Here is a 21,833-nt window from a genome sequence, read left to right as displayed (position 1 = left end):
CGGTTTGTGAGGTGGGCTACTTCTTCTGCGGGCTATTTCTTCTGCGGGGGACGTGTCATCGAGAGCACGTCGAGGGCGCTGTCGAGCTCGGCGAGCGTGAGATCGCCGCGCTCCACGTGTCCGAGGGCGATGACCGACTCGCGCACGGTGAGGCCGTCGGCGACGGCCTTCTTGGCGACCTTGGCGGCGGCTTCGTAACCGATCACGCGGTTGAGCGGCGTGACGATCGAGGGGGACTTCTCGGCGAGGGCGCGGGCGTGCTCGACGTTGGCGACGAGGCCGTCGACGGTCTTGTCGGCGAGCACGCGGGTGGCATTGCTCAGCAGTCGGATCGACTCGAGCAGCGCGGTGCCCATCACCGGGATGGCGACGTTGAGCTCGAACGAGCCAGAGGCGCCGGACCAGGCGATGGTGGCGTCGTTACCGATGACGCGCGAGCAGACCATGAGCACGGCCTCGGGGATGACCGGGTTGACCTTGCCGGGCATGATCGAGGAGCCGGGCTGCAGATCGGGAATGTTGATCTCACCGAAGCCGGTGTTCGGGCCGGAGCCCATCCAGCGCAGGTCGTTGCAGATCTTGGTGAGGCTCACGGCGATGGTGCGCAGGGCACCGGATGCGTCGACGAGGCCGTCGCGGTTAGCCTGCGCTTCGAAGTGGTCGCGGGCCTCGGTGATCGGAAGCTCGGTCTCGGTGACGAGCAGTTCGATGACCAGCTGCGGGAAGCCGGCCGGGGTGTTGATGCCGGTTCCGACCGCGGTGCCGCCGAGGGGAACCTCGGAGATGCGGGGGAGCGCGGTGCGGATGCGCTCGATGCCGAGGCGCACCTGGCGGGCGTAACCGCCGAATTCCTGGCCGAGGGTGACCGGGGTCGCGTCCATGAGGTGGGTGCGGCCGGCCTTGACGGCCTCTTTCCACAGTTCGGCCTTCGCCTCGAGCGACACGGCGAGGTGGTCGAGCGAGGGGATGAGCTCGTCGATGAGCGCGCTCGTGACGGCGATGTGCACCGAGGTCGGGAACACGTCGTTGGAGGACTGGCTCGCGTTGACGTGGTCGTTGGGGTGCACGGCGCTGCCGAGCGAACGCGTCGCGAGGGTCGCGATGACCTCGTTCATGTTCATGTTCGAGGAGGTTCCGCTGCCGGTCTGGTAGACGTCGATCGGAAACTCGGAGTCGTACTTGCCGGTGATGACCTCATCGGCGGCCGCGGCGATCGCCTGGGCGATCGCGTTGTCGAGAACGCCGAGCTGGGCGTTGGCGAGGGCCGCGGACTTCTTGATGCGAGCGAGCGCCGCGATCTGCGCGGATTCCAGCGTGGAGCCGGAGATCGGGAAGTTTTCGACGGCGCGCTGCGTCTGGGCCCCGTAGAGGGCGGCAATGGGAACCCGCACCTCTCCCATCGTGTCGTGTTCGATCCGGTAACCGGCGTTTTCAGAGTTGTCCACCACTGTGTGCATTCCCTTTCGGTGCTGTATGAAGTCATGCCTGTTTTGTCGTGCTCGATGCGGTCGTGCTCGTGCATTGTGTTGATTGAACTGCGTGTTGATTGAACTGCGTGTTGATTGAACTGCGTGTTGATTGAACGGCGTGCTATTTCTGCTGCGTGAGAGAACGGCCCGGGGGCCTAGATCACTCCCACGACGATATGGGGGTCGGCCTGGCCCTCGGCCAGCCGGTAGTTCGCGCCGACGATAGCCAATGTACCGTCTGCGATGGCGTCGCTGACGATCTCCGACCGCTTGAGCAGTTCGGCGACGGTGTCACGCAGGTGCTCTCGGCCGACGGATGCCGCATCGACGTTCTCTGGAACGAGGAACGCGGCATCCGTCGCCCCGCCAACGCGGCGCACCGCCGGAATGATCTTGTCGATGATGTGAGCGATGTGCGGCGGCAACGGCGTGGCGTCTTCGGCCTGCGAGTCGATGGCGGCGCGCACGGCCCCGCACTCATCGTGGCCGAGCACCAGAATCAGCGGTACGTGCAGCACGGCCACGGCGTACTCGAGCGAGCCGAGCACCGAGGTGGAGATGATCTGGCCGGCATTGCGGATGACGAAGAGGTCGCCGAGGCCCTGGTCGAAGATGATCTCGGCCGCGAGTCGGGAGTCGCTGCAGCCGAACAGGGCGGCATGCGGAGTCTGTTTGTGGGTGAGCTCCGCTCGGCGGTCGACGTCGGCACGGTGCCGCGGCTCGCCGGCCACGAAGCGTTGGTTGCCCTCGAGCAGCTCCCGCCACGCCTCGGCCGGGGTGGGCAGATCGGCGGTCGTGGCGCCGAAGGATGCGGGAGGGGTCGGGGTCATGAGGCCTCGTTGTCCAGGATTGTGGGAGCCGAAATTCGGGCGAGTTCGGCGAATTCGGCGGGTTCGGCGGTGCCGAGCAGCAGGTAGGTGCTGTCGCCGGCCGCGGTGACGAGGGCATATTCAAAGTTGCCCTGGTCTGTGGTGGCGGGGTTCACATAGACATCCCACTTCACCCCCTCGATCATGAGGGTCTGCGAGACGGGCGTGTCGCCGACCTGCTGCGACAGCCAGGTGGGGTTGGCGTCGAAGCCCTGGGTGAGGCCGATGAACTGGTTCTCGGGGGTCAGCAGACCGATGTACCAGGCCGAGACTCCGTCGGATCCGTCGGAGCGGTACTCTGCGGCGTTGGCCCGCCAGCCGCTGGGCAGGTCGGGGCTCAGCAGCGGTTCGTCGATGGCCGTCTGCAGCTGCGCGGCGCTCGCCTGGTAGTCCACGTCGAGCAGGATCGGGTTGTCGTTGCGCGGCACGAGCAGCACGATCACGAGCACGGTCACGAGGGTCGCGAGCAGCGACAGCACGAGGTTGTTGAGAGTCTTGCGGGACCGATAGTTGCGGGACCCGGTGGCGAGCCGCTCGGCTGTCTCCTCGCGGGTTTCCGGCCGGCCCAGCTCGGCAACGATTCGGGGTTCGCGTTTGGCGCGACTCATTCGGCGGCGGCCTGCTGGCGGGCGCGGGCGGCGTCGAGGCGGGCCTTCGCTCCGATCAGCCACTCTTCACAGCGTCCGGCGAGAGCCTCGCCGCGTTCCCACAGCTCGAGGGAATGCTCGAGGGTGTTCGACCCCTGCTCCAGCTCGCTGACCACGCGCACGAGTTCGTCGCGGGCCTGCTCGTAGCTGAGCCCGCTCAGGTCGGGGACGGACGCGGTTGCGGTCGTGGGTTGGGGGGCCGAAGTGGTCATGGCATCCATTCTATTTTGAAATCAACTCTGAAACGCTGGGGGTGAGCGTGCTGGTGGCGGGCACCGTGCCCGTTCCCACGGTGATGCGCAGCTCGGTGCCCGCGGGTGCCTCGTCTGCGGTGCGCAGCACGGCACCGCCGGGCAGCTGCACGATCGCGTAACCGCGGTCGAGGGTGCCCTGGGGCGACAGCGCCCGCAGCTGGGAGCGCAGGTCGTCGACCACGGCACCGGCGCGCTCCACGACCCGCTCGACGAGCTCGCTGCCGCGGGCCACGTATCGGGTGAGGTCTTCGGCGCGGGAGTCGACGATCCAGGTCGGGGTGCTGAGCACCGGGCGGCTTCTCAACTGGGTCAGCCGGTCGACCTCGGACGACAGCACGCCGGTGAGCCGGTTGCTGAGCCGCGCCCTGGCCTGCTGTACCCGGTTGAGTTCGTCGGAGACGTCGGGAACGACGCGTTTGGCGGCATCCGTCGGCGTGGACGCCCGCAGGTCAGCGACGTCGTCGAGCAGCGGCCGGTCGTTTTCGTGACCGATCGCGCTCACGAGTGGGGTCGTGCAGGCGCTCGCGGCGCGCAGCAGGCCCTCGTCGCTGAAGGCGAGCAGGTTTTGAAAGTCGCCGCCGCCGCGGGCGACGATGATCACGTCGACCGTGGGGTCGGCGTCGAGAAGCTGGATGGCGGCGGTCACCTCGGCGACCGCCCGGTCACCCTGCACCGCGGCGTAGGCGAGACGAAACTCGACGGCGGGCCAGCGCAACTGGGCGTTGCGGATCACGTCCTTTTCGGCGTCGGAGTCCTTGCCGGTCACCAGCCCGATGCAGGCCGGCAGAAACGGCAGCGCGACCTTGCGGGAGCGATCGAAGAGGCCCTCCTGGGCAAGCTGGGCCCGCAGCCGTTCGAGGCGCTCCAGCAGATCGCCGATTCCGACGTGCCGCAGGTCGAAGACCTGCATGGTGAGGGTGCCGCCCTTGACCCAATAGTTGGGTTTGACGAGCGCGATGACGCGGTCGCCCTGCTTGAAATCGGCCGTGAGGCGAGACTTGACCGAGGACCAGATCGTGAAGCTCACGGTGGCGTCTTCGCCGAGGTCTTTGAGCTTGCCGTAGACGTTGCCGCCGCTACCGCCCCACTGGGTGACCTCGCCCTCGACCCAGACCGTGCCGAGGCGTTCGATGTAGCCGCGGATCTTGTTGGACAACAGCGCGACCGGCCACGGTGTCTCGAGTGTGGCGGGTGCATCCGTCATCTGGGGGCTTCCTCACAGGGGTTGGGTTCACAGGGGTTGGGTTCACGGGGGTTGGGTTCACGGGGGGTTCAGGGTTGCGCGCCTAGACTGGATTGGTGACCCTGAGTGCAGAATCTTCCCGCCCCATCCATGCCACCACGTCCGCCGCCGCTCCCGCCGCCGCGGCCTCGATCGGCCTCGGCATGCCTCGCATTCCGAGCGCACGCAACAGGCTCAAGGATACCCCGGTCATCGGACACAAACGGGTGCTGCTCGCCGCCCCCCGCGGCTACTGCGCCGGCGTCGACCGGGCCGTGATCGCCGTCGAAAAGGCCCTGGACCTGTATGGCGCTCCCGTTTACGTGCGCAAGCAGATCGTGCACAACACCCACGTCGTCAGCGAACTCGAGAAGAAGGGCGCCATCTTCGTCGACGAGGTCGACGAGGTTCCCACCGGGGCCCACATCGTCTTCAGCGCGCACGGCGTGTCGCCGGCCGTCGTCAATGCCGCCGCTGCGCGTGGCCTGCAGGCCATCGACGCGACGTGCCCGCTCGTCACCAAGGTGCACCGCGAGGCCGTGCGCTTCGCCCGTGACGACTTTCAGATTCTGCTGATCGGCCACGAAGGCCACGAAGAGGTCGAGGGCACCGCCGGGGAAGCCCCCGAGCACACGACCCTCGTCGGCAGCCCCGATGAGGCCGACACCATCGAGGTGGCCGATCCCACCAAGGTCGTCTGGCTGTCCCAGACCACGCTCAGCGTCGACGAGACCATGGAGACCGTGCGCCGCCTGCGCGCCCGCTTTCCGCTGCTGCAAGACCCGCCGAGCGACGACATCTGCTACGCCACCCAGAACCGCCAGGTGGCGATCAAGAAGGTCGCCGAAGACGCCGAACTGGTGATCGTGGTCGGCTCGGCGAACTCGTCGAACTCCGTGCGTCTGGTCGAGGTCGCCCTCGAATACGGCGCCTCCGCCGCGTACCGGGTCGACTATGCCAGCGAGGTCAAGCAGGAGTGGCTCGACGGCGTGGCCACCGTCGGGGTGACGAGTGGGGCATCCGTTCCCGAAGAACTCGTGGAAGAGCTGTTGCGCGACCTTGCCGACGCCGGCTACGGCGACGTGCAGCAGGTCAAAACGGCCGAGGAAGACCTGCTCTTCTCGCTGCCGAAGGAACTGCGCAAGGACCTCGCCGGCAAGACGGATGCCCGCGCCCTCGGCGGCCGCATCGCCTCCAACGACTAGCCCGCCCGCCCGCCCCGCCCGTGTCTGTACCGTTCGACGGAGTGTGAGCCCCTTTTGCGCGCTGCGTCGGCCACAAGCCGGTCTTGACCCGTTACAACTCCGTCGAATGGTACGGGCGCTGACCCGCTCGGGTGATTCTCGCGTGGGCCCCGTCTGGTGCCCGTCGCTTGGCGGAGAGCGGATGGGCAGGGTTTCGTTCGCGGCGTCCCCTGCCCGTACCATTCGACGGAATTCGGGCTGAAAGTGCTCTGCCGCGGCCGACAAACCGAGATATTCACGCCCAACTCCGTCGAATGGTACAACCTGGAAAACCGCGACGGAGCGAGTGCGCAGATTAGTGGCGTGCCTGCTCGGCCTCATCGATCAACTTGCTCGACTCAGCCGGCTGCTTCCGGTGCCGCCGGCTACGCTCCCGGCGCGGCTTCCGGGGCTTCTTCGGCCGCCAGGGGAATGGCGGGAACTGCGACGGTGCGTCGAGTTTCCAGTCGTCTTCGATGGCGCACAGCAGAGCTGCCAGCGTCAGGCTCCAATGGGTGCGATACATCTGGTAGGTGACCCGGATGACAGTTCCGTGCTGTCTGACGACAACGGCATCTCGATGAGTGTCGATCTCGCGTGCCCGAGGGTTGTCGTGCCATTCTTTGCCATCGATTTCGACGAAGGTGTGCGGCCCGATCTGCCCGTCAAGGTACCCGACTCCGTCGACAAAGGGTTGGGGCACGAAGGGGATGCCGGCCGCTGCGGTGAGTAGTCGAAACTCGGTTTCACCGCCCGCGCCGGCGCGGCCGTCGACCTCGGCGCGCCAGCCCTGAACCGCACGTGGGGCTCGGGCGAAGATTGTATCGAGGTCGTGCTCATCGATACCTGGTCGGCCATGCTGCGCGGCGTTCAGTGCCGCGTCGAGGCAAATGATGGCGGCGATGCGGCCTTCGTGCGTGAGAATGTGCACGAGCGCGTCGATGATCGAGGTCCGCCACGGGGTGTCCGCGGCGCGCGCGGTCCGATCATCGGTCCACGTGATCGCGCAGTGTTCTCGGTCGATGAGGCCAAGCCGGGTGTTCATATCGCACGGTCGACGCAGAGCTCGAGCGTCATGAGGTACTGTCACGTGGAGTTTGGCCGTGTCGGGTGTCCACAATCCGTACGTTTTGAAGGCACTCAGGCCGGTGAGTCGCCCGCCGATGCAGAACGCTTCGATTGCCATGAGGGGGGTGCTCGGCACGGTATACCAACCCTTGCGCACGCGCAGGACTGCTCCCGTCGCGACCGCGGAGGCGATCTGCCGGCGCGAGTAGCCGAGCCGGAACAGGCTTGCACGCTTCAGAAACAGCCCGTGGGCGAAAATACTGTCCGTCAGTGGATTCATGTCGGTGAGCATCACACCGCATCGGTGGTCTGTCGCACCGGCTGCGCCAGAACAGCAAACTCCGACGACATCGCCGCCTGTGGAGAACTTCCTGAGCCGAACCATTCGACGGTCGGTAACGCCCCGCGGTCCTTCCGAGTTCACATACAAGGCCTTTCAGCGCGCCTTCTCCGTCGAATGGTACGGAACCGCTGGGTACTTGGCCCGGCCAGGATGGATGCCGCGGGTCGTCCGGACGGGCCAGCCGCCGGCATCCGCTCGCTGCTGCCCGAACGGCCCAAGCGACGGTAGCTTCGCGTACCATTCGACGGATTTCGGCAGCGAATTGGTCGGTCGCGTGCGTGAAAGCCGGTTTTGAGGGCCCGCGTCCGTCGAATGGTACGCCCTGCCGCCGAGGACGGTGGCGCGGCTGTGGCGGATGCTGGGCGCTGCGGCCGGGCATCCGGCCGGCCGCATCCGTTCGCGTACCATTCGACGGAGTGTGACGCGGAAACTGCCGTTTGAGCTTAAATTAGCCGTCGTTGGCCCGCAAACTCCGTCGAACGGTACGGGGCGTTAGGGCTGGCCGTAGAACGTCAGCAGGGTCGGGTCGGTCACGACGACGACGGCCATGACGGCGAACAGCACGACTCCGGAGATGACGGCGCCGATGATGGGGAGGTAGAAGGTGCGTTTGCCACGCACCATCAGCGAGACGGACAGGGCTGTCGTTGCTGCCCAGATCAGGCCCTCCAGAATGCTGCCGGCGAGCAGTGTTCCCGAAACGGATGCTGCCGCTTCGTACGTTCCGAGGTCTTGCATCGTGTACAGCTGCTGCATGACCGTCGGCACGCCGCTGAACGTCGATACGGCCGAAAACGTAGCGAGCAGTCCGACGAACAACAGGGTGATCGTCAGGTAGCGGTCCCAGGCCGGCACCGCGCGGGTCGGTGCGGCCCCCGCTGGCGCTGGGTCGGTGGCCGAGGTCGGAGTGGACTGAATGAAGGTCGCGGTCTTGGGAGTCCGGGCGTCTGTAGCCGGCTTGGCGACCTTAGCCGGCTTGGCGACCTTGGCGACCTTGGCCGGCTTGGCGGACCGGCCGGGTTTAGTCGGCGCTGACACGTCGGTGGCTGCACGTGCCGCGGTGCCTGCCTCGCCGGCCGGTGCGGTGGCGTCGCCGGTCGCGGGCGGCGCATCCGCCGGCGGTTTCCAGACCCAGCCCTCGGGAGCCAGCTCGCCGTACTGGGGCCGAGGCCGGCGGTCGACCGGCGGGGTGCCGGAGGGGGTGGATGCGGCGGTGTCAGACATGGTGTTCCTGTAACTCCTGGTCTAGGCCAAAGCGGGCGGCCAAGCGTGGGGTCGAAGCGCCGGACCGACTGGCCTCGGCGTCTTCGACCCATTCTGCCCGGTCTAGCTGTTCGAGTGCCCGGCAGATCCGAGCTGGCGGGTCGCGTCAACGACGCGGGCAGCCATGGCGGACTCGGCGATCTTGCCCCAGGCACGCGGATCGTAGACCTTCTTGTTGCCGACTTCGCCGTCTACCTTGATGACCTTGTCGTAGTTCTTGAGCATGTAGTCCGCGATCGAGCGCGTGAACGCGTACTGAGTGTCGGTGTCAATGTTCATCTTCACGACACCGTTGCGCACGGCCTCGGCGATTTCGGCATCGGTCGAGCCGGAGCCGCCGTGGAAGACGAGGTCGAGGGGCAGGTCGGCGGTGCCGAACTTCGCGGCCAGGCCGGTCTGGATGTCTTTCAGAAGCTCGGGGCGCAGCTTGACGTTGCCCGGCTTGTAGACGCCGTGCACGTTGCCGAAGGTGAGGGCGGCCATGTAGCGGCCCTGCTCGCCGAGCCCGATGGCCTCGACCATCTTGACGGCATCGTCGAGGGTCGTATAGAGGTTCTCGTTCACGTCGGCCTGCACGCCGTCTTCTTCGCCGCCGACAGCGCCGATCTCGACTTCGAGGATCGCGTTGATCGCACGGGTGCGCTTGAGCACATCCGTTGCCACGGTGAGGTTCTCGCCGAGCGCGATGGCCGAACCGTCCCACATGTGGGACTGGAAGATGGGATTGCGGCCAGCCTTGACCTCGTCCTCCGACGCCGCGATCAGGGGCATGACGAAGTCGCCGAGTGCTCCCTGCGGGCAGTGGTCGGTGTGCAGGGCTACCGTGATCGGATAGTTGTCGGCGACGGCGTGCACGAAAGCAGCGAAGGCGAGGGCGCCCGATGCGCGGTTTTTCACGGTGTGGCCGGCGAAATAGTCGGCGCCGCCGGTGGTGACCTGGATGATGCCGTCGGAGCCGGCTTCCGTGAGGCCCTGGAGTACGGCGTTGATGCTCTGCGACGATGACACGTTGAACGCCGGGTAGGCGAATCCTCCGGTCTTGGCCTTGTTCAGCATCTCGGCGTACTGGTCGGGGGTGGCGATGGGCATAGCGTCTCCTGAAAGGTAAGCGGCTTAGTCGATTCCACCCTATCGACTGACGGGCCGGAACGGGCCCGGCAGCCGCCCGGAAGGCCACAGCGTTCGACGAGGGCGCTAGGCTCCTGTGGGCGGGAGATTTCGCGCGATTCCGGCGCATCCGTCGCCACCGATGTCGAATCTACGTCCGGGAGGACCTACTGTGAACAGCCCCGAATCCGCCATCCTCTACTCTCACCCCGATCGCAACCTTGCGATGGAACTCGTGCGTGCCACCGAAGCCGCCGCCATTCGCGCGGTGCCTTTCATCGGCCGCGGCGACAAGAACGCCGCCGACAAGGCTGCCGTCGACGCGATGCGCGCGTTCCTCGGTACCGTCAACTTCGATGGCCTCATCGTCATTGGCGAGGGCGAAAAAGACGAAGCCCCCATGCTCTTCAACGGCGAGCGCGTCGGCAACGGCCGCGGCCCGGCCTGCGACATCGCGGTCGACCCGATCGACGGCACGAGCCTCACCGCCGCCGGCCGCCAGAATGCCCTCTCCGTGATCGCCGTTTCCTCCCGCGGCACTATGCTCGACGCCTCCTCGGTGTTCTACATGGACAAGATCGTCACCGGCGCCGCCGGCCGCGGCGTCGTGAGCCTGGACCAGTCCATTGGCGACAACATCCGCGCCTACTCACAGGCGACCGGCAAGCCCGTCGACGAGATGGTGCTCGCCGTACTGGACCGCCCCCGTCACGAGCAGCTCATCGACGAAATCCGCAGCGCCGGCGCCGGAACACGCCTGATGCTCGACGGTGACGTCGCCGGCGGCATCAACGCCGCCCGCTACGAGACCCGCATCGACATGTGCGTCGGCATCGGCGGCAGCCCCGAGGGCATCACCACCGCCTGCGCGATCAAGGCGCTTGGCGGCTACATGCAGGGCCGCCTCGCCCCCGCCGAGAACGAAAAAGAGAAGGCCATCGCGGCCGGCCTCGACCTGAACAAGCTCCTCGAGGTTGAAGACATGGTCAGCGGCGACAATACCTTCTTCGTCGCCACCGGCGTGACGGATGGCGGACTCGTCGACGGTGTGCGTCGTAAGGGCCCGATGATCCGCACCGAGAGCATCGTGCTGCGCTCGCGTTCGGGCACNCACCGAGAGCATCGTGCTGCGCTCGCGTTCGGGCACGGCGCGCCGTGTCATCGCGGAACACCAGGCCGCGAAGTGGCTCTAACCCCGGCCTAGCCGGTCTCGTAACACCCTGCACGTCCCGCGAGAGCGGGTGGCTCGTCGGTTAGACCTGGTCTCACCGACGAGCCACCCGCTCTCGCGGCGGTTAACCCGGGTGGCAGCGAGCGGATGGCTACCGGGACTGTTCGAGCTCGGCGACGAACTCGTAGGCGGCCAGCTCGCGGGTGGGTTCGTCGATGGCGGCGAGCGGCGCGAGCACGATCGATTCGTCGAGCGCGTTGAGCTTGCGGGCAGTCGGCAGCACCTGACGTTCCATCGACCCGACGAAGCCGTTGTAGTCCTTGACGGTGCGTTCGATCGATCGCCCGAGCTTCTCGATGTGAGTGGCCGTGACCGACAATCGCGTGTAGAGCTCTCGGCTGAGGTCGAAGAGCACCTTGGCGTCGTGGGTCAGCACATCTTGCTGCCAGCTGAAGGCGACGGTCTTCAGCACCGACCAGAGGGTGACGGGGGAAGCGAGCGCGACCCGCTTGCTGAAGGCGAACTCCATGATCGATGGGTCGGCCTCGAGCGCCGACGACACGAGAGACTCGCTCGGAATGAACGCGATCACGATCTCGGGGGAGGCCTCGAGCCCCTGCCAGTAGGCCTTGCCGCCGAGCGCGATGACGTGGTCACGCACGGCCTTCACGTGCGCTTTCATGAGCGTCGCGCGGCGGTCGCCCTCCGCACCCGTCGCCGTCGCCGGTATTTGGCTGGCCTCGAGGAACGCACTGAAGGGCACCTTGGCGTCGACGGCGATGTTTTTACCGCCCGGCAGGTGCACGACCATGTCGGGCCGGCCGGCTCCGGCGTCTGAACTGATGCTCGCCTGAACATCAAAGTCGACCCGTTCGAGAAGGCCCGCGGCCTCGACCACGCTGCGCAACTGAGTCTCGCCCCAGACCCCCCGGGTGCTGTTCGCGCGAAGAGCGGATGCGAGCGACTCGGCCGTGCGGCTGAGCCGCTCCTCGGATTCGGTCGCGAACCGCAGCTGCTCGCTGAGCTCGCCGTGCTGCAGGGTGCGCTGGGCCTCGAGCTCCGACACCTTCTTCTGCATGTCCTGCAGGCTCTCTTTCACCGGGGCGAGTGCCTGCAGCACCTTGCTCTCTTGCCGGTCACGTTCGGTGCGCGCGGCCTGGTCGGTGTGCTGGAGTTCGCTCAGTTCGCGGTATTGCTGCCGTACGTCGACGATCTGGCCGCGCAGGCCGTCGACCGTGGCGAGGGCGGCCGACAGCTCGGCCTGCAGCGCGCCGCGAACGGATGCTTCCCCGGCGCGCAGCTCGGCGAGGGCCATCTGGTGCCGGGCGTCGAGCATTGCCGGGTCGACGGCAAGCGGACGCCCGCCCGCGCGTCGCGCGAGCACAACGTAGACGAGCAGGGCGCCGAGCAGTGCACCGATGAGAAGGCCGAGGATCAGGCTGAGAGTGTCCATGCAAATAAGTCTGTCAGCACCCTCCGACACTCCCCGAAAGGCGTGCCGCCTCGGGGAGGATTCGGCTACTGCAAGGCCATCGGCCCATGGTTTGAGGCGTGCTCCTTGGTCGCCTCCGGCCCGATCACGCCGATCTTCACCCGCAGAAAGCGGGCGAGCCCGCCCAGGGTTTTCGAGTCGTGCACGGCGGCGGCGTGGATGATGATGGCGGCGCACGCCTCGGCATCCGCCAGCGCATTGTGGTGCGAGAAGCCTTCGAAGCCGGCGGCTGCGGCGGCCAGCGGCAGCCGATAGGAGTCGAGGTGGTAGGTGCGGCGGGCGACCTGAAGGCTGCACACGTACGAGAAGTCGGGAACGGTCTGGCCGGTGACGGTGGAGGCGGTCTTGATGACGCCGAGGTCGAATCCGGCGTTGTGCGCCACGAGCGGGTCGCCGTCGGCGAAGGCGACCAGCTTCGGGAGCTGCTGCGCCCAGGTGTCGGCGCCCACGACATCCGCTGCCCGCAGGCCGTGGATCTTCGTGTTCCATTCCAGGAAGGTGTCGTGCCCGGGCGGCGGCTGAATCAACCAGTACACCTTGTCGACGACCTTGCCGTCGTGCACCTTCACCAGCCCGACCGAGCACGCCGAAGCGCCCGACGAGTTGGCGGTTTCGAAATCGATAGCGGTGAAATTCAGCACGTGTCATCGTCTCACGAGCCTCCGACACGCCCGCCGACAGCGCTTCCCGCACGAAACGGTAGACTGGACTCTCGTGGCTCTTACAATTGCAATCGTCGGACTGCCCAATGTCGGCAAGTCCACCCTCTTCAACGCGTTGACCAAAAACAACGTACTCGCGGCGAACTACCCCTTCGCCACCATCGAGCCGAACGTCGGGATCGTGAACCTTCCCGATTCCCGCCTCGCCGATCTCGCGACCATCTACGGCAGCAAGACCCTGCTGCCGGCCCCGGTGTCGTTCGTCGACATCGCCGGCATCGTGCGGGGCGCCAGCGAGGGGGAGGGGCTCGGCAACAAGTTCCTCGCCAACATTCGCGAAGCGGATGCGATCGCCCAGGTCATCCGCGGATTCGCCGACCCCGATGTGGTGCACGTCGACGGCGAGGTCAACCCGGCCGGCGACATGGAGACCATCAACACCGAGCTGATCCTCGCCGACCTGCAGACCCTCGAGAAGGCCGTATTGCGCTTTGAGAAAGAGGTCAAGGGCCGCAAGCTGCCCGCCCTCGTGCTTGAGACCGCGGTCAAGGCGCAGGCCATTCTGGATGCCGGCCAGCCGCTCTCTGCGGCCAGCCTCGACCTCGAACCGATTCGCGAGCTCGGCCTGCTGACGGCGAAGCCGTTCATCTACGTCTTCAATGTCGACGAGGCCGTGCTGCAGGACCAGGCCAAGCTCGACACTCTCGCGGCCCTCGTCGCCCCGGCGAACGCCGTGTTCCTCGACGCGAAGCTCGAATCCGAGCTCAGCGAGCTCGATGCAGAGGATGCCGCGGAGATGCTCGCCTCGACCGGTCAGGCCGAGAGCGGTCTCGACCAGCTCGCCCGCATCGGCTTCGACACCCTCGGCCTGCAGACCTACCTCACCGCCGGCCCGAAAGAGTGCCGCGCCTGGACGATTCAGAAGGGCTGGACCGCCCCGCAGGCCGCCGGCGTCATTCACACCGACTTCCAGAAGGGCTTCATCAAGGCTGAGATCTTCTCCTTCGACGACCTGATGGCCGCCGGCTCGATCGCGGAGGCTCGCCTCAAGGGCAAGGCCCGCATCGAGGGCAAGGAATACGTGATGCAGGACGGCGACGTGGTGGAGTTCCGCTTCAACGTCTAGTTCTGCGTGCGCACGCCCCTAGCGCGCCCCAAGTGTTACATGTAACATCACTTCATGGCTGTACGAGACAGGGTGGGTGCGCATCGGGACCGGATGCGGGAGCAGGGCTTCCGTTTGGTTCAGGTGTGGGTCCCCGACGTGCGTTCCGAGTCGTTCGTGGCAGAAGCGCATCGACAGTCTCTCGCGGTAGCTCGTGTGGACGACGCCGGCGATGACCAGGCCTTCGTCGAAGCCGTCTCGGCTCCGTGGGAGGACTGATCAGAGGCGAGATCTGGTCCGTCGCGGGAGGCGTTTACGCGTCCAAACCACGACCGGCAGTCGTGCTGCAGGATGATCGCTTCGACGGCACGGATTCTGTCACTGTGTGTCCGTTGACGACCACCCGAGTTTCCGCTCCGCTACTGCGGCTACCAATCCCCGCCGATGCCCTGACCGGCCTCGATGAAGCCAGCTTCGTAATGGTCGACAAAATCACCACGGTGCGTCGAGCACACCTGGGGCAGAAGATCGGCCGGATGTCTTCGCCACAGCTTGTCGACCTGGAGCGCCTGATCATGGTCTTTCTCGGACTGGCCGATTGAACTGAGGCGGCGCGCCGTCTTCAGTCTCCGGAATTCACTGGCAGGAGGTCCGACTCTTTCCTGATCGTCGCGTGTCCAGCCGGGGATCATTGACGAGCGCACGGTCGATCGACTCCGCGCTGGAGATAATCATGGAGTCTGGGTAAAGGTTGGTACCCCAGGCAAAGCGACCCAGGTCGTCGTGGGCGAACTCGGGGATTCGGTCGGTGGTCGCTTCGCGGAGCATCTGTCGAATCGTGAGGTCACGGCAGACAAATCGTGTCCAAACTTATGGATAGTCGGACGGCCTGGGTCAGCGGGGACAGCGGCATATCCCGCACAGCACAATTCGGGATTACGCAGAACCGTCGCGCCAGATCGATGAGATCGTTCACGGCAGGCGGGGCCTCACGGCCGACACAGCGATCCGCCTTGCGCGGTCCCGGAACGGTGGCGAGTTCCGATGTCTGAGGTTCGTGGCAGGGTTTCCGCATGGAACCCACATCGATCACCGAACGGGCTGAGCGGATCCTTCACGATGCCGCCTCGACGCTCATGACTCCCACGGCGGGCGAATGTCTCGCCTGCTTCGTGGCTCGCCAACTCGACGAGTTCGGGTGCGACGGCACCCACCGGTTCGCATCGCACTATCGAGATAGCGTTGCCCCTCGCGCTACGGCACTCCTGGCGCGGCTCTCAGCGATGGGCGCATGTTGTTGCGATTGCGAAATGTTCATGAACACCTATCAGCCCGCCACGCGGCTTTGGACGCAGGCGCATGAATTCGTTGACTCGGATGATTGTGACGCGTGGGCGGAACCTGCGCCACCCGACACGATGCCCCCGTGCGAGACAACGCGACGGGGGTCGACTCAACCGTGTGCGAACTGGGAACGCGTTTCCCGCTCGCGGTACCGGTGATTCGACTTCGGAACGTGGTCGAGTTCAGGTTTAACAACTGACCAACATAGGCGTCTGAGGCAGGCAGCGGCTGACCTGGGCGTGGGATACGCGGGCGACGTCTAGCGTTTCTCAGATGTTGACCGGAAACGAAACCTGGTGGAGTACCGCTTCCGGCCCGGTCACCTGGTCGACTATCCGGCGACGGGTGGCGGATGCTCAGCCGACGTCGCTCGGCCCTCGAATTTGTCACCCCAGCGAGTTCGACATCGTCGACGGGACCGCGTTGTCGCTGGACACTGCGTCAGCGCTGTGAGAACCTGTCGTGATCGGGCAATTCGTCAAACCCGCTGATCGAATTGAGCCCTGCCCCGATGAAACGCCTGTCCAGTTCGCTGTTGCTCATTCTGCTGTTGATGGCTGGAGGAGCCGTCCCGGCAGCGCAGGCGGCTGACGCAGTGACCGCGACATTCAGCGGCACCATTCGTTTCTTAGAGAGCCCAAATAACCCGGTCAAGGAGGGCTTCTACGTCGCTCTTAGCCGTTCCGCCGGGGAGCGCTATGCTTACACGGCTTCCACCGACGCGTCTGGGCGCTTTGAGGCGGCCGGCATCGCCCCTGGGAACTATTACATCAACGTCGGTTCGAGAACCCAGAGCTGGGGGCTCAACGGGACGAGTGGAAATGTAGGCCGGTTCGCGGACACGCTGTTCACCTTCGTTGCCGGTGGAACCGTCGGCATCGATCCGCTCGTGCCGTTCGAAAGCTCACCGCTCGAACCCACCGTCGAACGGGTGGCCGGGGCTGATCGTTATGAATCCGCCGTGGCCGTCTCGCGCTATGCGTTTGCTGCGGCGCCAGTGGTGTTCCTCGCGAGTGGGGAGAATTTTCCCGATGGGTTGAGCGCGTCGGCGGCTGCGGCACAGATGGGTGGACCGCTGCTCCTGACGACACCACTCTCGATCCCTCCCTCGGTTATTGCCGAGCTCAATCGGCTCCAGCCGGCACGCGTGATCGTGGCCGGCGGACCGGGAGCCATTGACGACAGCGTCGTCGCAGCCCTGACGAATCGGGGGTACGCAACGCAACGAGTGTTTGGCGCCGATCGCTATGCCACATCCGCCGCCATCGCGCGTCTGGCGTTCCCGAGCTGTGGCACCGTCTTCATCGCTTCGGGCCGGAGTTTCGCAGATGCCCTGTCGCTGAGCGCGACAGCGGCCGCAAGCGCTGGCCCTCTGCTTCTCGTTGACGGCCTCAGCCAAAGCCTCGGAGTGTCTGCCAGGTCTGTGATTGCCGACCTCGGGTGTACGGAAGCAAGCATCGGTGGCGGAACTGCGGCCGTCTCTCCGGCGATCGAAAACGAACTCACGACGCGCGTCCAGAATGTCAAGCGCTTCGCCGGAACAGATCGCTATGACACGTCTCGACTCATCAACGAATGGTCGGGCCAGTTCACCAGGCATGTCTTCGTGGCATCGGGTGAGAACTTCCCCGATGCGCTGGCCGCTGCGGCCGCTGCGGGTGGCCTGCACGCCGGCCTCTACCTGGCTCAGAAGCAGTGCATCCCCGGTGGACTCGGATTGTTCCTGACCTCCACTAAGCCAGCCCTCGTCACACTGGTCGGCGGAACTGCCGTGTTGGATCAGGCCGCACATCCCTACACGTGGGGTCTCTGCACCTAGACGAGTAAGTCCTGTGAGGCGGATGCCGGCTACGGGTAGTGCGCCGCGCCCTCGGATTCAACGTCTGGAATGCCGCTTGCTGCAGCTGGCTCGAGCGATGAGTCGGGTACCGCGTGTGGTCGTAGTCACGTGCGGCGGGTGGTTGCCCGCCGCACGTGATCGCCGCGCACCACGGCTCCGTTTTCTAACGGCAGTACACGTCCACGAAGTAGGTTGCGTTGCCGGCACTGTGGTTTTTCACCGAAACCGCAATGCTCACCGAGCCGCCCGTCGCGGTGCTGATCTTGCCTGTCGGGCTGACCACCCGGGCGATCGCGCAATTGGCCTGATCGCTGACCTGGATCAGATGGGTGCCCTGCTCGGCCGCCTCGACGTGCGCTTCATGGAATGCCAGGACAGCGGGGTTGTACTCCGAATATTTCTCATTCGTTGCACCGTTGGTGTCCGTCCAAATGGCGAGCATCCCGTCCAGCGGCTGGGAATATCCGGCCTTCCAGAACCTGGTATCGATTTCGACAATCCGGCTGTCCCTCACCTTGAAGTTGTCCGTTTTGCTGTACCGGGGAACGAAGCAGTTCTTGTTGCCCGCAGCGGAGCAGTCAAGACGCGACGTCGGGCTGACCCATACCTTGTAGACGCCGCCGTTATTCGGCGTGTCAGCGTAGGGGAACAGCTGAACGGTTGCCCCGCCGTCTTCGCCGTCTGATCCGGTCGCGTGCGCGCAGACACCGGAAGCCAGGACGTTCTGGATCACACCACTACCGTCGACGGTGAATTGTCGGCATTCGACGGCGTCGCTGGACAACAACGTCCCGCCGGATGGGTCGGTCACCTGGAAGGAATAGGTGTCGGCGGGAAGTCCGGCGGCGCCGTCGGGGGCGTTGATGCCCGGTCCGCCGTTGAGGTAGACCGCTTCCTTGGTGGGGTAGATGTTCAGGTTCACCGGAACCCCGGAACTGTCGGTCGTGAAAATGGCCCCGGACAGGGGCGCGGCCGTGGCGGGCAGAACCGGCATTATCAACAGCGATACGGCTGCGACGGCTGCGACGGCCGTGACAAGGGACAGCTTCTTTAGCATGTCTGGCTCCGATCGGGTTCGGGCCGGTTTTGTCTGCTGTCAAGACGGCATGGAGACGACATCGGCTCTGGGCATACCGTAGAACGGTTTCAGCGGGTGCGATAGGGCTTCCGGGCGGGGGCCAAGCCCAAATCCTGAGGGTGCACAGGCTGGTCGGCTACGGTACCCGGAGGAGCCCCGCTCCAGCCGCTAGGCGATCACTCCGGCCGCGCGTGGTCACGACAACATCATCGACCGAAGGAACCCATCATGCCTGTCATTGCCATTATCGGAGCTGGACCCGGACTCGGCGCGGCAGTTGCGCGAAAGTTCGGGCGGGAAGGCTTCTCGATAGCCCTCATCTCGCGGAGCCAGTCGAAGCTGGACGCCATGGCAGCCGAGCTCACGGCTGCAGGCTTCACCGCGAGTGCGTACGCAGCGGATGTTCGCACGCCGGCCACCCTCGAAGACGCCCTGGCGCGCGCCGCGGCAGAGCTCGGGCCCATCACCGCGCTGCAATACAGCCCGCTCCCGTCACGCGACTACCTGAAACCGGTGCTGGAGATGACTCCCGAGCTGGCGCTGGAGGCCCTGCAGTTCTCGGCCCTCGGGCTCATCCACGCGGCGCGTGCGGTGCTCCCCGCGATGCGGCAGGCGGGTAGCGGCAGCATCATCATGATCAACGGCGGAACCTCGGTGAAGGCACGTGCGGGCTTCGCCGGCACCTCGATCGCCTTCCCTGCCGAGAGTGCCTACGGCGAGATGCTCCACGATGCCCTCGAGGGTGAGGGCATCCGCGTCAATCAATTGGTGATTCCCGGTGGTATCCCTCAGCTTCAACTCCCGGGCGGCATCGACGACGTCGCTGACCGCATCTGGGACCTCCACTCCGTTGCCGGTCCGTTCCGCACGATGCTGATCCCTCTCGAGGACGGCAGGGAATAGAACGCTTTAAGCCTCGTCGCGATTGAGTTGCCCGCGCCGGCCGTTCACTAAGGTGGGGGGTGTGTCACCCGATAGTCCACGAGCAGGGAGAAACATGGAAGCCGCCGCAATCACCGTTTGGACTTTCGTTGCCGAAGCTCCGATTCCTGCGGGCCTTGAGGAGATTTTGGTGGCCGGGGAACAGCCCATCGCCGCCTTCAAGACGTTTCGAGATAGTGCGATTTTCACGACGAAACGCCTCATCGTGCGCGATGCCCAAGGCATCACAGGCAAGAAGATCGAGCTGTACTCCCTGCCGTACACGAGCGTGAACATGTGGTCCTCAGAGAATGCCGGCACGCTCGACTTCAACGCTGAACTCGAGCTGTGGACACGGGCCGGTCACATCAAGATCAAGGTGGGCAAGGCCATCGATATTCGCCGGCTCGACCGGCTGATCGCGGAGGTTGTGCTCGCAGCGCACTGACCTATCCGGCCGCATCGAGCCGTTCGCCGTGAGACCTCCCCAATTTTCAGTGAGACCCCGGCGAGGAACGCGAGAACGGGGCTGACGGATGCCGATCTCGGGCCAGCCCGCGGGCATCCGGTGGCAGAATGGAACCTATGATGCTGCACTTGACCGGCGATTTAGCCGCCGATGCTTTGCTCTCCGATGACCCGTTCGCCCTGTTGCTGGGCATGCTGCTCGACCAGCAGATTGCCATGGAAACCGCGTTCGCCGGCCCGGCCAAGGTCAAGGACCGCCTCGGCACCCTCGACCCGTCCGCGATCGCCGAGCACGACGCCGACGCCTTCGTTGAGATCTTCCGCGCCACCCCCGCTGTGCACCGCTACCCGGGCTCAATGGCCGCCCGCACACAGACCCTCGCCGGCGTGATCGCGGCGGAGTGGGGCGGCGACGCATCCGCTCTCTGGACCCGCGGCGACCCCGACGGCGCCGAGATACTGAAACGCCTCAAGAAGCTCCCCGGCTTCGGCGAGCAGAAGGCCAAGATCTTTCTCGCCGTGCTCGGCAAGCGGCTCGGTCTCAAGGCGACGGGCTGGCGCGAAGCAAGCGCGCCCTACGGCGAAGAGGGCTCGTTCCGCTCCGTCGCGGACATCGTCGACCCGGAGTCGCTGACCCGGGTGCGCGAGACCAAACGGGCCGCGAAGGCCGCCGCCAAGTCCGCCGGAAAGTGAGCGACCCGATCACGGGACCCCACCTCAGTGAGGCGAGCTTCGACTTTCTCGAAGAACTCGAACACCGCAACAACCGCGAGTGGTTCCTCGAACACAAATCAACCTACGAACTCGAGCTCAAAGATCGGATGCTGCTCATCGCCGACGCGATCAGCGCCGGCCTGGCCGAGTTCGCGCCCGAGCACGTGCGACCGCCCGCGAAGGCCGTGATGCGCATCTACCGCGACGTGCGGTTCGCCCGCGACAAGACCCCGTACAAGACCCACGTCGCGGCCTTCTGGCCGCGGCAGGGCCTCGAAAAGACCGGCGGAGCCGGCTACTTCGTGCAGATCGGCGTGCACGGCGTGATGATCGCCGCCGGCTCCTACCTGCCGGCGGCGCCGCAGCTGTTTGCGATTCGGGAGTACCTGCTCGAGCACCACACCCAGATGCGGCGGGTGCTCTCGGCCGTGGAGCGCACCGGGCTGGCCGAACCGCTCGACGGGCACCGGCTCATCCGCTCGCCGAAAGGGTTCGACGCCGAGCACCCGGCAGTCGACCTGTTGCGCAACCGGCAGTGGGCGGTCACCGCGAACCTGCCCGGCGACGCGGCCCTCGGCGTGGACTTCACCGCCCTGGTGATCGAACGTTTTCGGGCGATGACCCCGCTCGTGAACCTGCTGAACGTGCCGCTGGCCGAGGTCACGCCGTTGCAGCGCGAGGCCACCGCCGGGCGGCGCTGACCCCCGCTCCGGCCTCAGACCACGCAGCGAAACCCGGTATTTCCGGTCGTGGAATCCGGGCCGAGGCCCTGCCGCGCCGACACCCGGTAGCGCCGGCAGTACGACTCGTGGCAGAGGAACGAGCCGCCCTTGGCGACCCGGTTTTCGCCCGGCGTGAACCAGTCCGCGCACCACTCCCAGACGTTTCCGGTCATGTTGTAGAGGCCGTAGCCGTTGGGCTCGAATGAGCGTGCCGGGGCGGTCGCGTACCAGCCGTCCGCCGTGCTGTTGCTCGCCGGAAACGTGCCCTGCCAGACGTTCATGCGGTGCTCGCCGCCGGGTTCCCGGTCGTTTCCCCAGGGAAAATTCTGCTGTTCGAGGCCGCCGCGGGCCGCGTACTCCCACTCGGCTTCGGTCGGCAGCCGGCCGCCAACCCAGGTCGCATAGGCGGTGGCGTCATTAAAGCTGACGTGCACGACCGGATGCTCCGGCAGCGCGGTCAGGCCGCCGAGGGGTCCGCCGGGCAGGTTCCAGGTGGCGCCCTCGACCTGCCGCCACCAGGGTGCCTGCACGGCGCCGCGGGTCGGCGGAAACACATCGGGAAGCTCTCCCGCGAAGACAAACGACCAGCCGTAGCGTTGCGCATCCGTCACGTACCCGGTGGCCGCGATGAAGGCGCCGAACCGGGCATTCGTGACCGTCGTCGCCTGCATGCGGAACGGCCCGACCGTGACGCTGCGCACCGGTCCCTCGCCGTCGTCGGGGTAGGCGAGTGGGTCGTCGCTGCCCATCAGGAACGCGCCGCCGGGCAGACTGACGGCGTCGCCGAACGCGCCGGTCCGCGCCGATTCGCTCAGCGCCGATTCGCTCAGCACCGATTCGGTCAGCGCCGA

At 66.0% G+C, this 21,833-nt stretch carries 23 protein-coding genes; 11 read left to right on the top strand and 12 right to left on the bottom strand.

The genetic code is table 11. The annotated features are described in order from the left end of the window. Positions 1–32: 32 nt before the first annotated feature. The 5 genes from E3T55_RS09560 to xseA form a co-directional block, all read right to left on the bottom strand. Positions 33–1,445, bottom strand: a complete 1,413-nt coding sequence (locus E3T55_RS09560) for a class II fumarate hydratase (RefSeq protein ID WP_420897996.1) — start codon at positions 1,443–1,445, stop codon at positions 33–35. 179 nt (positions 1,446–1,624) lie between these two features. Further along, positions 1,625–2,299: a carbonic anhydrase gene (locus E3T55_RS09555; protein ID WP_134519305.1), complete on the bottom strand. Its 675-nt coding sequence runs from the start codon at positions 2,297–2,299 to the stop codon at positions 1,625–1,627. After that, positions 2,296–2,946 carry a DUF4245 domain-containing protein gene (locus E3T55_RS09550; RefSeq protein ID WP_134519304.1) on the bottom strand — a complete coding sequence of 217 codons (651 nt, stop codon included), beginning with the start codon at positions 2,944–2,946 and terminating at the stop codon, positions 2,296–2,298. The genes E3T55_RS09555 and E3T55_RS09550 overlap by 4 nt, the downstream gene beginning before the upstream one ends. After that, complete coding sequence (locus E3T55_RS09545; protein ID WP_134519303.1) at positions 2,943–3,197, bottom strand: exodeoxyribonuclease VII small subunit; 255 nt, start codon at positions 3,195–3,197, stop codon at positions 2,943–2,945. Before E3T55_RS09545 ends, E3T55_RS09550 begins: the two co-directional genes overlap by 4 nt. 10 nt (positions 3,198–3,207) lie before the next feature. Then, positions 3,208–4,443, bottom strand: coding sequence for an exodeoxyribonuclease VII large subunit (gene xseA / locus E3T55_RS09540; protein ID WP_134519302.1), 1,236 nt, complete (start codon positions 4,441–4,443; stop codon positions 3,208–3,210). Positions 4,444–4,625: 182 nt separating this feature from the next. On the opposite strand from xseA, the gene E3T55_RS09535 reads away from it, so the two are divergent. After that, the gene (locus E3T55_RS09535) at positions 4,626–5,666 is read left to right on the top strand and encodes a 4-hydroxy-3-methylbut-2-enyl diphosphate reductase (RefSeq protein ID WP_134519349.1); all 1,041 of its coding nucleotides are present in this window, start codon (positions 4,626–4,628) and stop codon (positions 5,664–5,666) included. A gap of 334 nt (positions 5,667–6,000) precedes the next feature. On the opposite strand, the gene E3T55_RS09530 is transcribed toward E3T55_RS09535, so the two are convergent. The 3 genes from E3T55_RS09530 to fbaA form a co-directional block, all read right to left on the bottom strand. Further along, a complete protein-coding gene (locus E3T55_RS09530) occupies positions 6,001–7,176 on the bottom strand; it encodes a hypothetical protein (protein ID WP_134519301.1) in 1,176 nt (391 codons plus the stop codon). 411 nt (positions 7,177–7,587) lie between these two features. Beyond that, complete coding sequence (locus tag E3T55_RS09525) at positions 7,588–8,319, bottom strand: DUF6264 family protein (protein ID WP_134519300.1); 732 nt, start codon at positions 8,317–8,319, stop codon at positions 7,588–7,590. Positions 8,320–8,421: 102 nt separating this feature from the next. Next, positions 8,422–9,447: a class II fructose-bisphosphate aldolase gene (fbaA, locus tag E3T55_RS09520; RefSeq protein WP_134519299.1), complete on the bottom strand. Its 1,026-nt coding sequence runs from the start codon at positions 9,445–9,447 to the stop codon at positions 8,422–8,424. Between the two features lie 160 nt (positions 9,448–9,607). On the opposite strand from fbaA, the gene glpX reads away from it, so the two are divergent. Beyond that, on the top strand, positions 9,608–10,669 hold the full coding sequence (gene glpX, locus E3T55_RS09515) for a class II fructose-bisphosphatase (RefSeq protein ID WP_134519298.1): 1,062 nt from the start codon (positions 9,608–9,610) through the stop codon (positions 10,667–10,669). A gap of 118 nt (positions 10,670–10,787) precedes the next feature. Here glpX and E3T55_RS09510 read toward each other — a convergent pair whose 3' ends face one another. Together E3T55_RS09510 and E3T55_RS09505 are read right to left on the bottom strand one after the other, a co-directional pair. Further along, on the bottom strand, positions 10,788–12,089 hold the full coding sequence (locus E3T55_RS09510; RefSeq protein ID WP_134519297.1) for a DNA recombination protein RmuC: 1,302 nt from the start codon (positions 12,087–12,089) through the stop codon (positions 10,788–10,790). A gap of 65 nt (positions 12,090–12,154) precedes the next feature. Continuing rightward, positions 12,155–12,769 carry an exonuclease domain-containing protein gene (locus E3T55_RS09505; protein ID WP_134519296.1) on the bottom strand — a complete coding sequence of 205 codons (615 nt, stop codon included), beginning with the start codon at positions 12,767–12,769 and terminating at the stop codon, positions 12,155–12,157. Between the two features lie 73 nt (positions 12,770–12,842). Here E3T55_RS09505 and ychF point away from each other — a divergent pair, with 73 nt between their 5' ends. The 5 genes from ychF (at position 12,843) to E3T55_RS09475 (ending at position 17,058) form a co-directional block, all read left to right on the top strand. Continuing rightward, positions 12,843–13,916 carry a redox-regulated ATPase YchF gene (gene ychF / locus E3T55_RS09500; RefSeq protein ID WP_134519295.1) on the top strand — a complete coding sequence of 358 codons (1,074 nt, stop codon included), beginning with the start codon at positions 12,843–12,845 and terminating at the stop codon, positions 13,914–13,916. Positions 13,917–13,970: 54 nt separating this feature from the next. Next, positions 13,971–14,174, top strand: coding sequence for an antitoxin MazE family protein (locus E3T55_RS09495; protein WP_134519294.1), 204 nt, complete (start codon positions 13,971–13,973; stop codon positions 14,172–14,174). Next, positions 14,162–14,497, top strand: coding sequence for a type II toxin-antitoxin system PemK/MazF family toxin (locus E3T55_RS09490; protein WP_255455386.1), 336 nt, complete (start codon positions 14,162–14,164; stop codon positions 14,495–14,497). Before E3T55_RS09495 ends, E3T55_RS09490 begins: the two co-directional genes overlap by 13 nt. A 471-nt stretch (positions 14,498–14,968) precedes the next feature. Beyond that, the gene (locus E3T55_RS21165; RefSeq protein WP_134519293.1) at positions 14,969–15,397 is read left to right on the top strand and encodes a DUF2695 domain-containing protein; all 429 of its coding nucleotides are present in this window, start codon (positions 14,969–14,971) and stop codon (positions 15,395–15,397) included. A 353-nt stretch (positions 15,398–15,750) separates the two neighbouring features. Further along, positions 15,751–17,058 (top strand): cell wall-binding repeat-containing protein, encoded by a 1,308-nt coding sequence (locus tag E3T55_RS09475; protein WP_134519292.1) that lies wholly within the window; start codon positions 15,751–15,753, stop codon positions 17,056–17,058. A gap of 184 nt (positions 17,059–17,242) precedes the next feature. Here E3T55_RS09475 and E3T55_RS09470 read toward each other — a convergent pair whose 3' ends face one another. Beyond that, positions 17,243–18,136, bottom strand: coding sequence for a hypothetical protein (locus E3T55_RS09470; RefSeq protein WP_134519291.1), 894 nt, complete (start codon positions 18,134–18,136; stop codon positions 17,243–17,245). A gap of 249 nt (positions 18,137–18,385) precedes the next feature. Between E3T55_RS09470 and E3T55_RS09465 the strand changes: the two genes are divergently transcribed. From E3T55_RS09465 to E3T55_RS09450, 4 genes are all read left to right on the top strand, one after another. After that, positions 18,386–19,060 (top strand): SDR family NAD(P)-dependent oxidoreductase, encoded by a 675-nt coding sequence (locus tag E3T55_RS09465; protein WP_134519290.1) that lies wholly within the window; start codon positions 18,386–18,388, stop codon positions 19,058–19,060. Between the two features lie 94 nt (positions 19,061–19,154). Then, on the top strand, positions 19,155–19,526 hold the full coding sequence (locus tag E3T55_RS09460; protein WP_134519289.1) for a PH domain-containing protein: 372 nt from the start codon (positions 19,155–19,157) through the stop codon (positions 19,524–19,526). 137 nt (positions 19,527–19,663) lie between these two features. Further along, complete coding sequence (locus E3T55_RS09455) at positions 19,664–20,239, top strand: HhH-GPD-type base excision DNA repair protein (protein ID WP_174775454.1); 576 nt, start codon at positions 19,664–19,666, stop codon at positions 20,237–20,239. Continuing rightward, complete coding sequence (locus E3T55_RS09450; RefSeq protein WP_198418545.1) at positions 20,236–20,961, top strand: DUF2461 domain-containing protein; 726 nt, start codon at positions 20,236–20,238, stop codon at positions 20,959–20,961. Before E3T55_RS09455 ends, E3T55_RS09450 begins: the two co-directional genes overlap by 4 nt. A 14-nt stretch (positions 20,962–20,975) precedes the next feature. On the opposite strand, the gene E3T55_RS09445 is transcribed toward E3T55_RS09450, so the two are convergent. Continuing rightward, a complete protein-coding gene (locus tag E3T55_RS09445) occupies positions 20,976–21,815 on the bottom strand; it encodes a formylglycine-generating enzyme family protein (RefSeq protein ID WP_478213437.1) in 840 nt (279 codons plus the stop codon). Positions 21,816–21,833 lie beyond the last annotated feature (18 nt).

This window comes from Cryobacterium frigoriphilum (genome assembly GCF_004403305.1).
GTDB classification, from domain to species: domain Bacteria; phylum Actinomycetota; class Actinomycetes; order Actinomycetales; family Microbacteriaceae; genus Cryobacterium; species Cryobacterium frigoriphilum.
The sequence above is the reverse complement of the archived record's forward strand: the minus strand, read 5'-3'. Positions and strand labels throughout refer to the sequence as shown.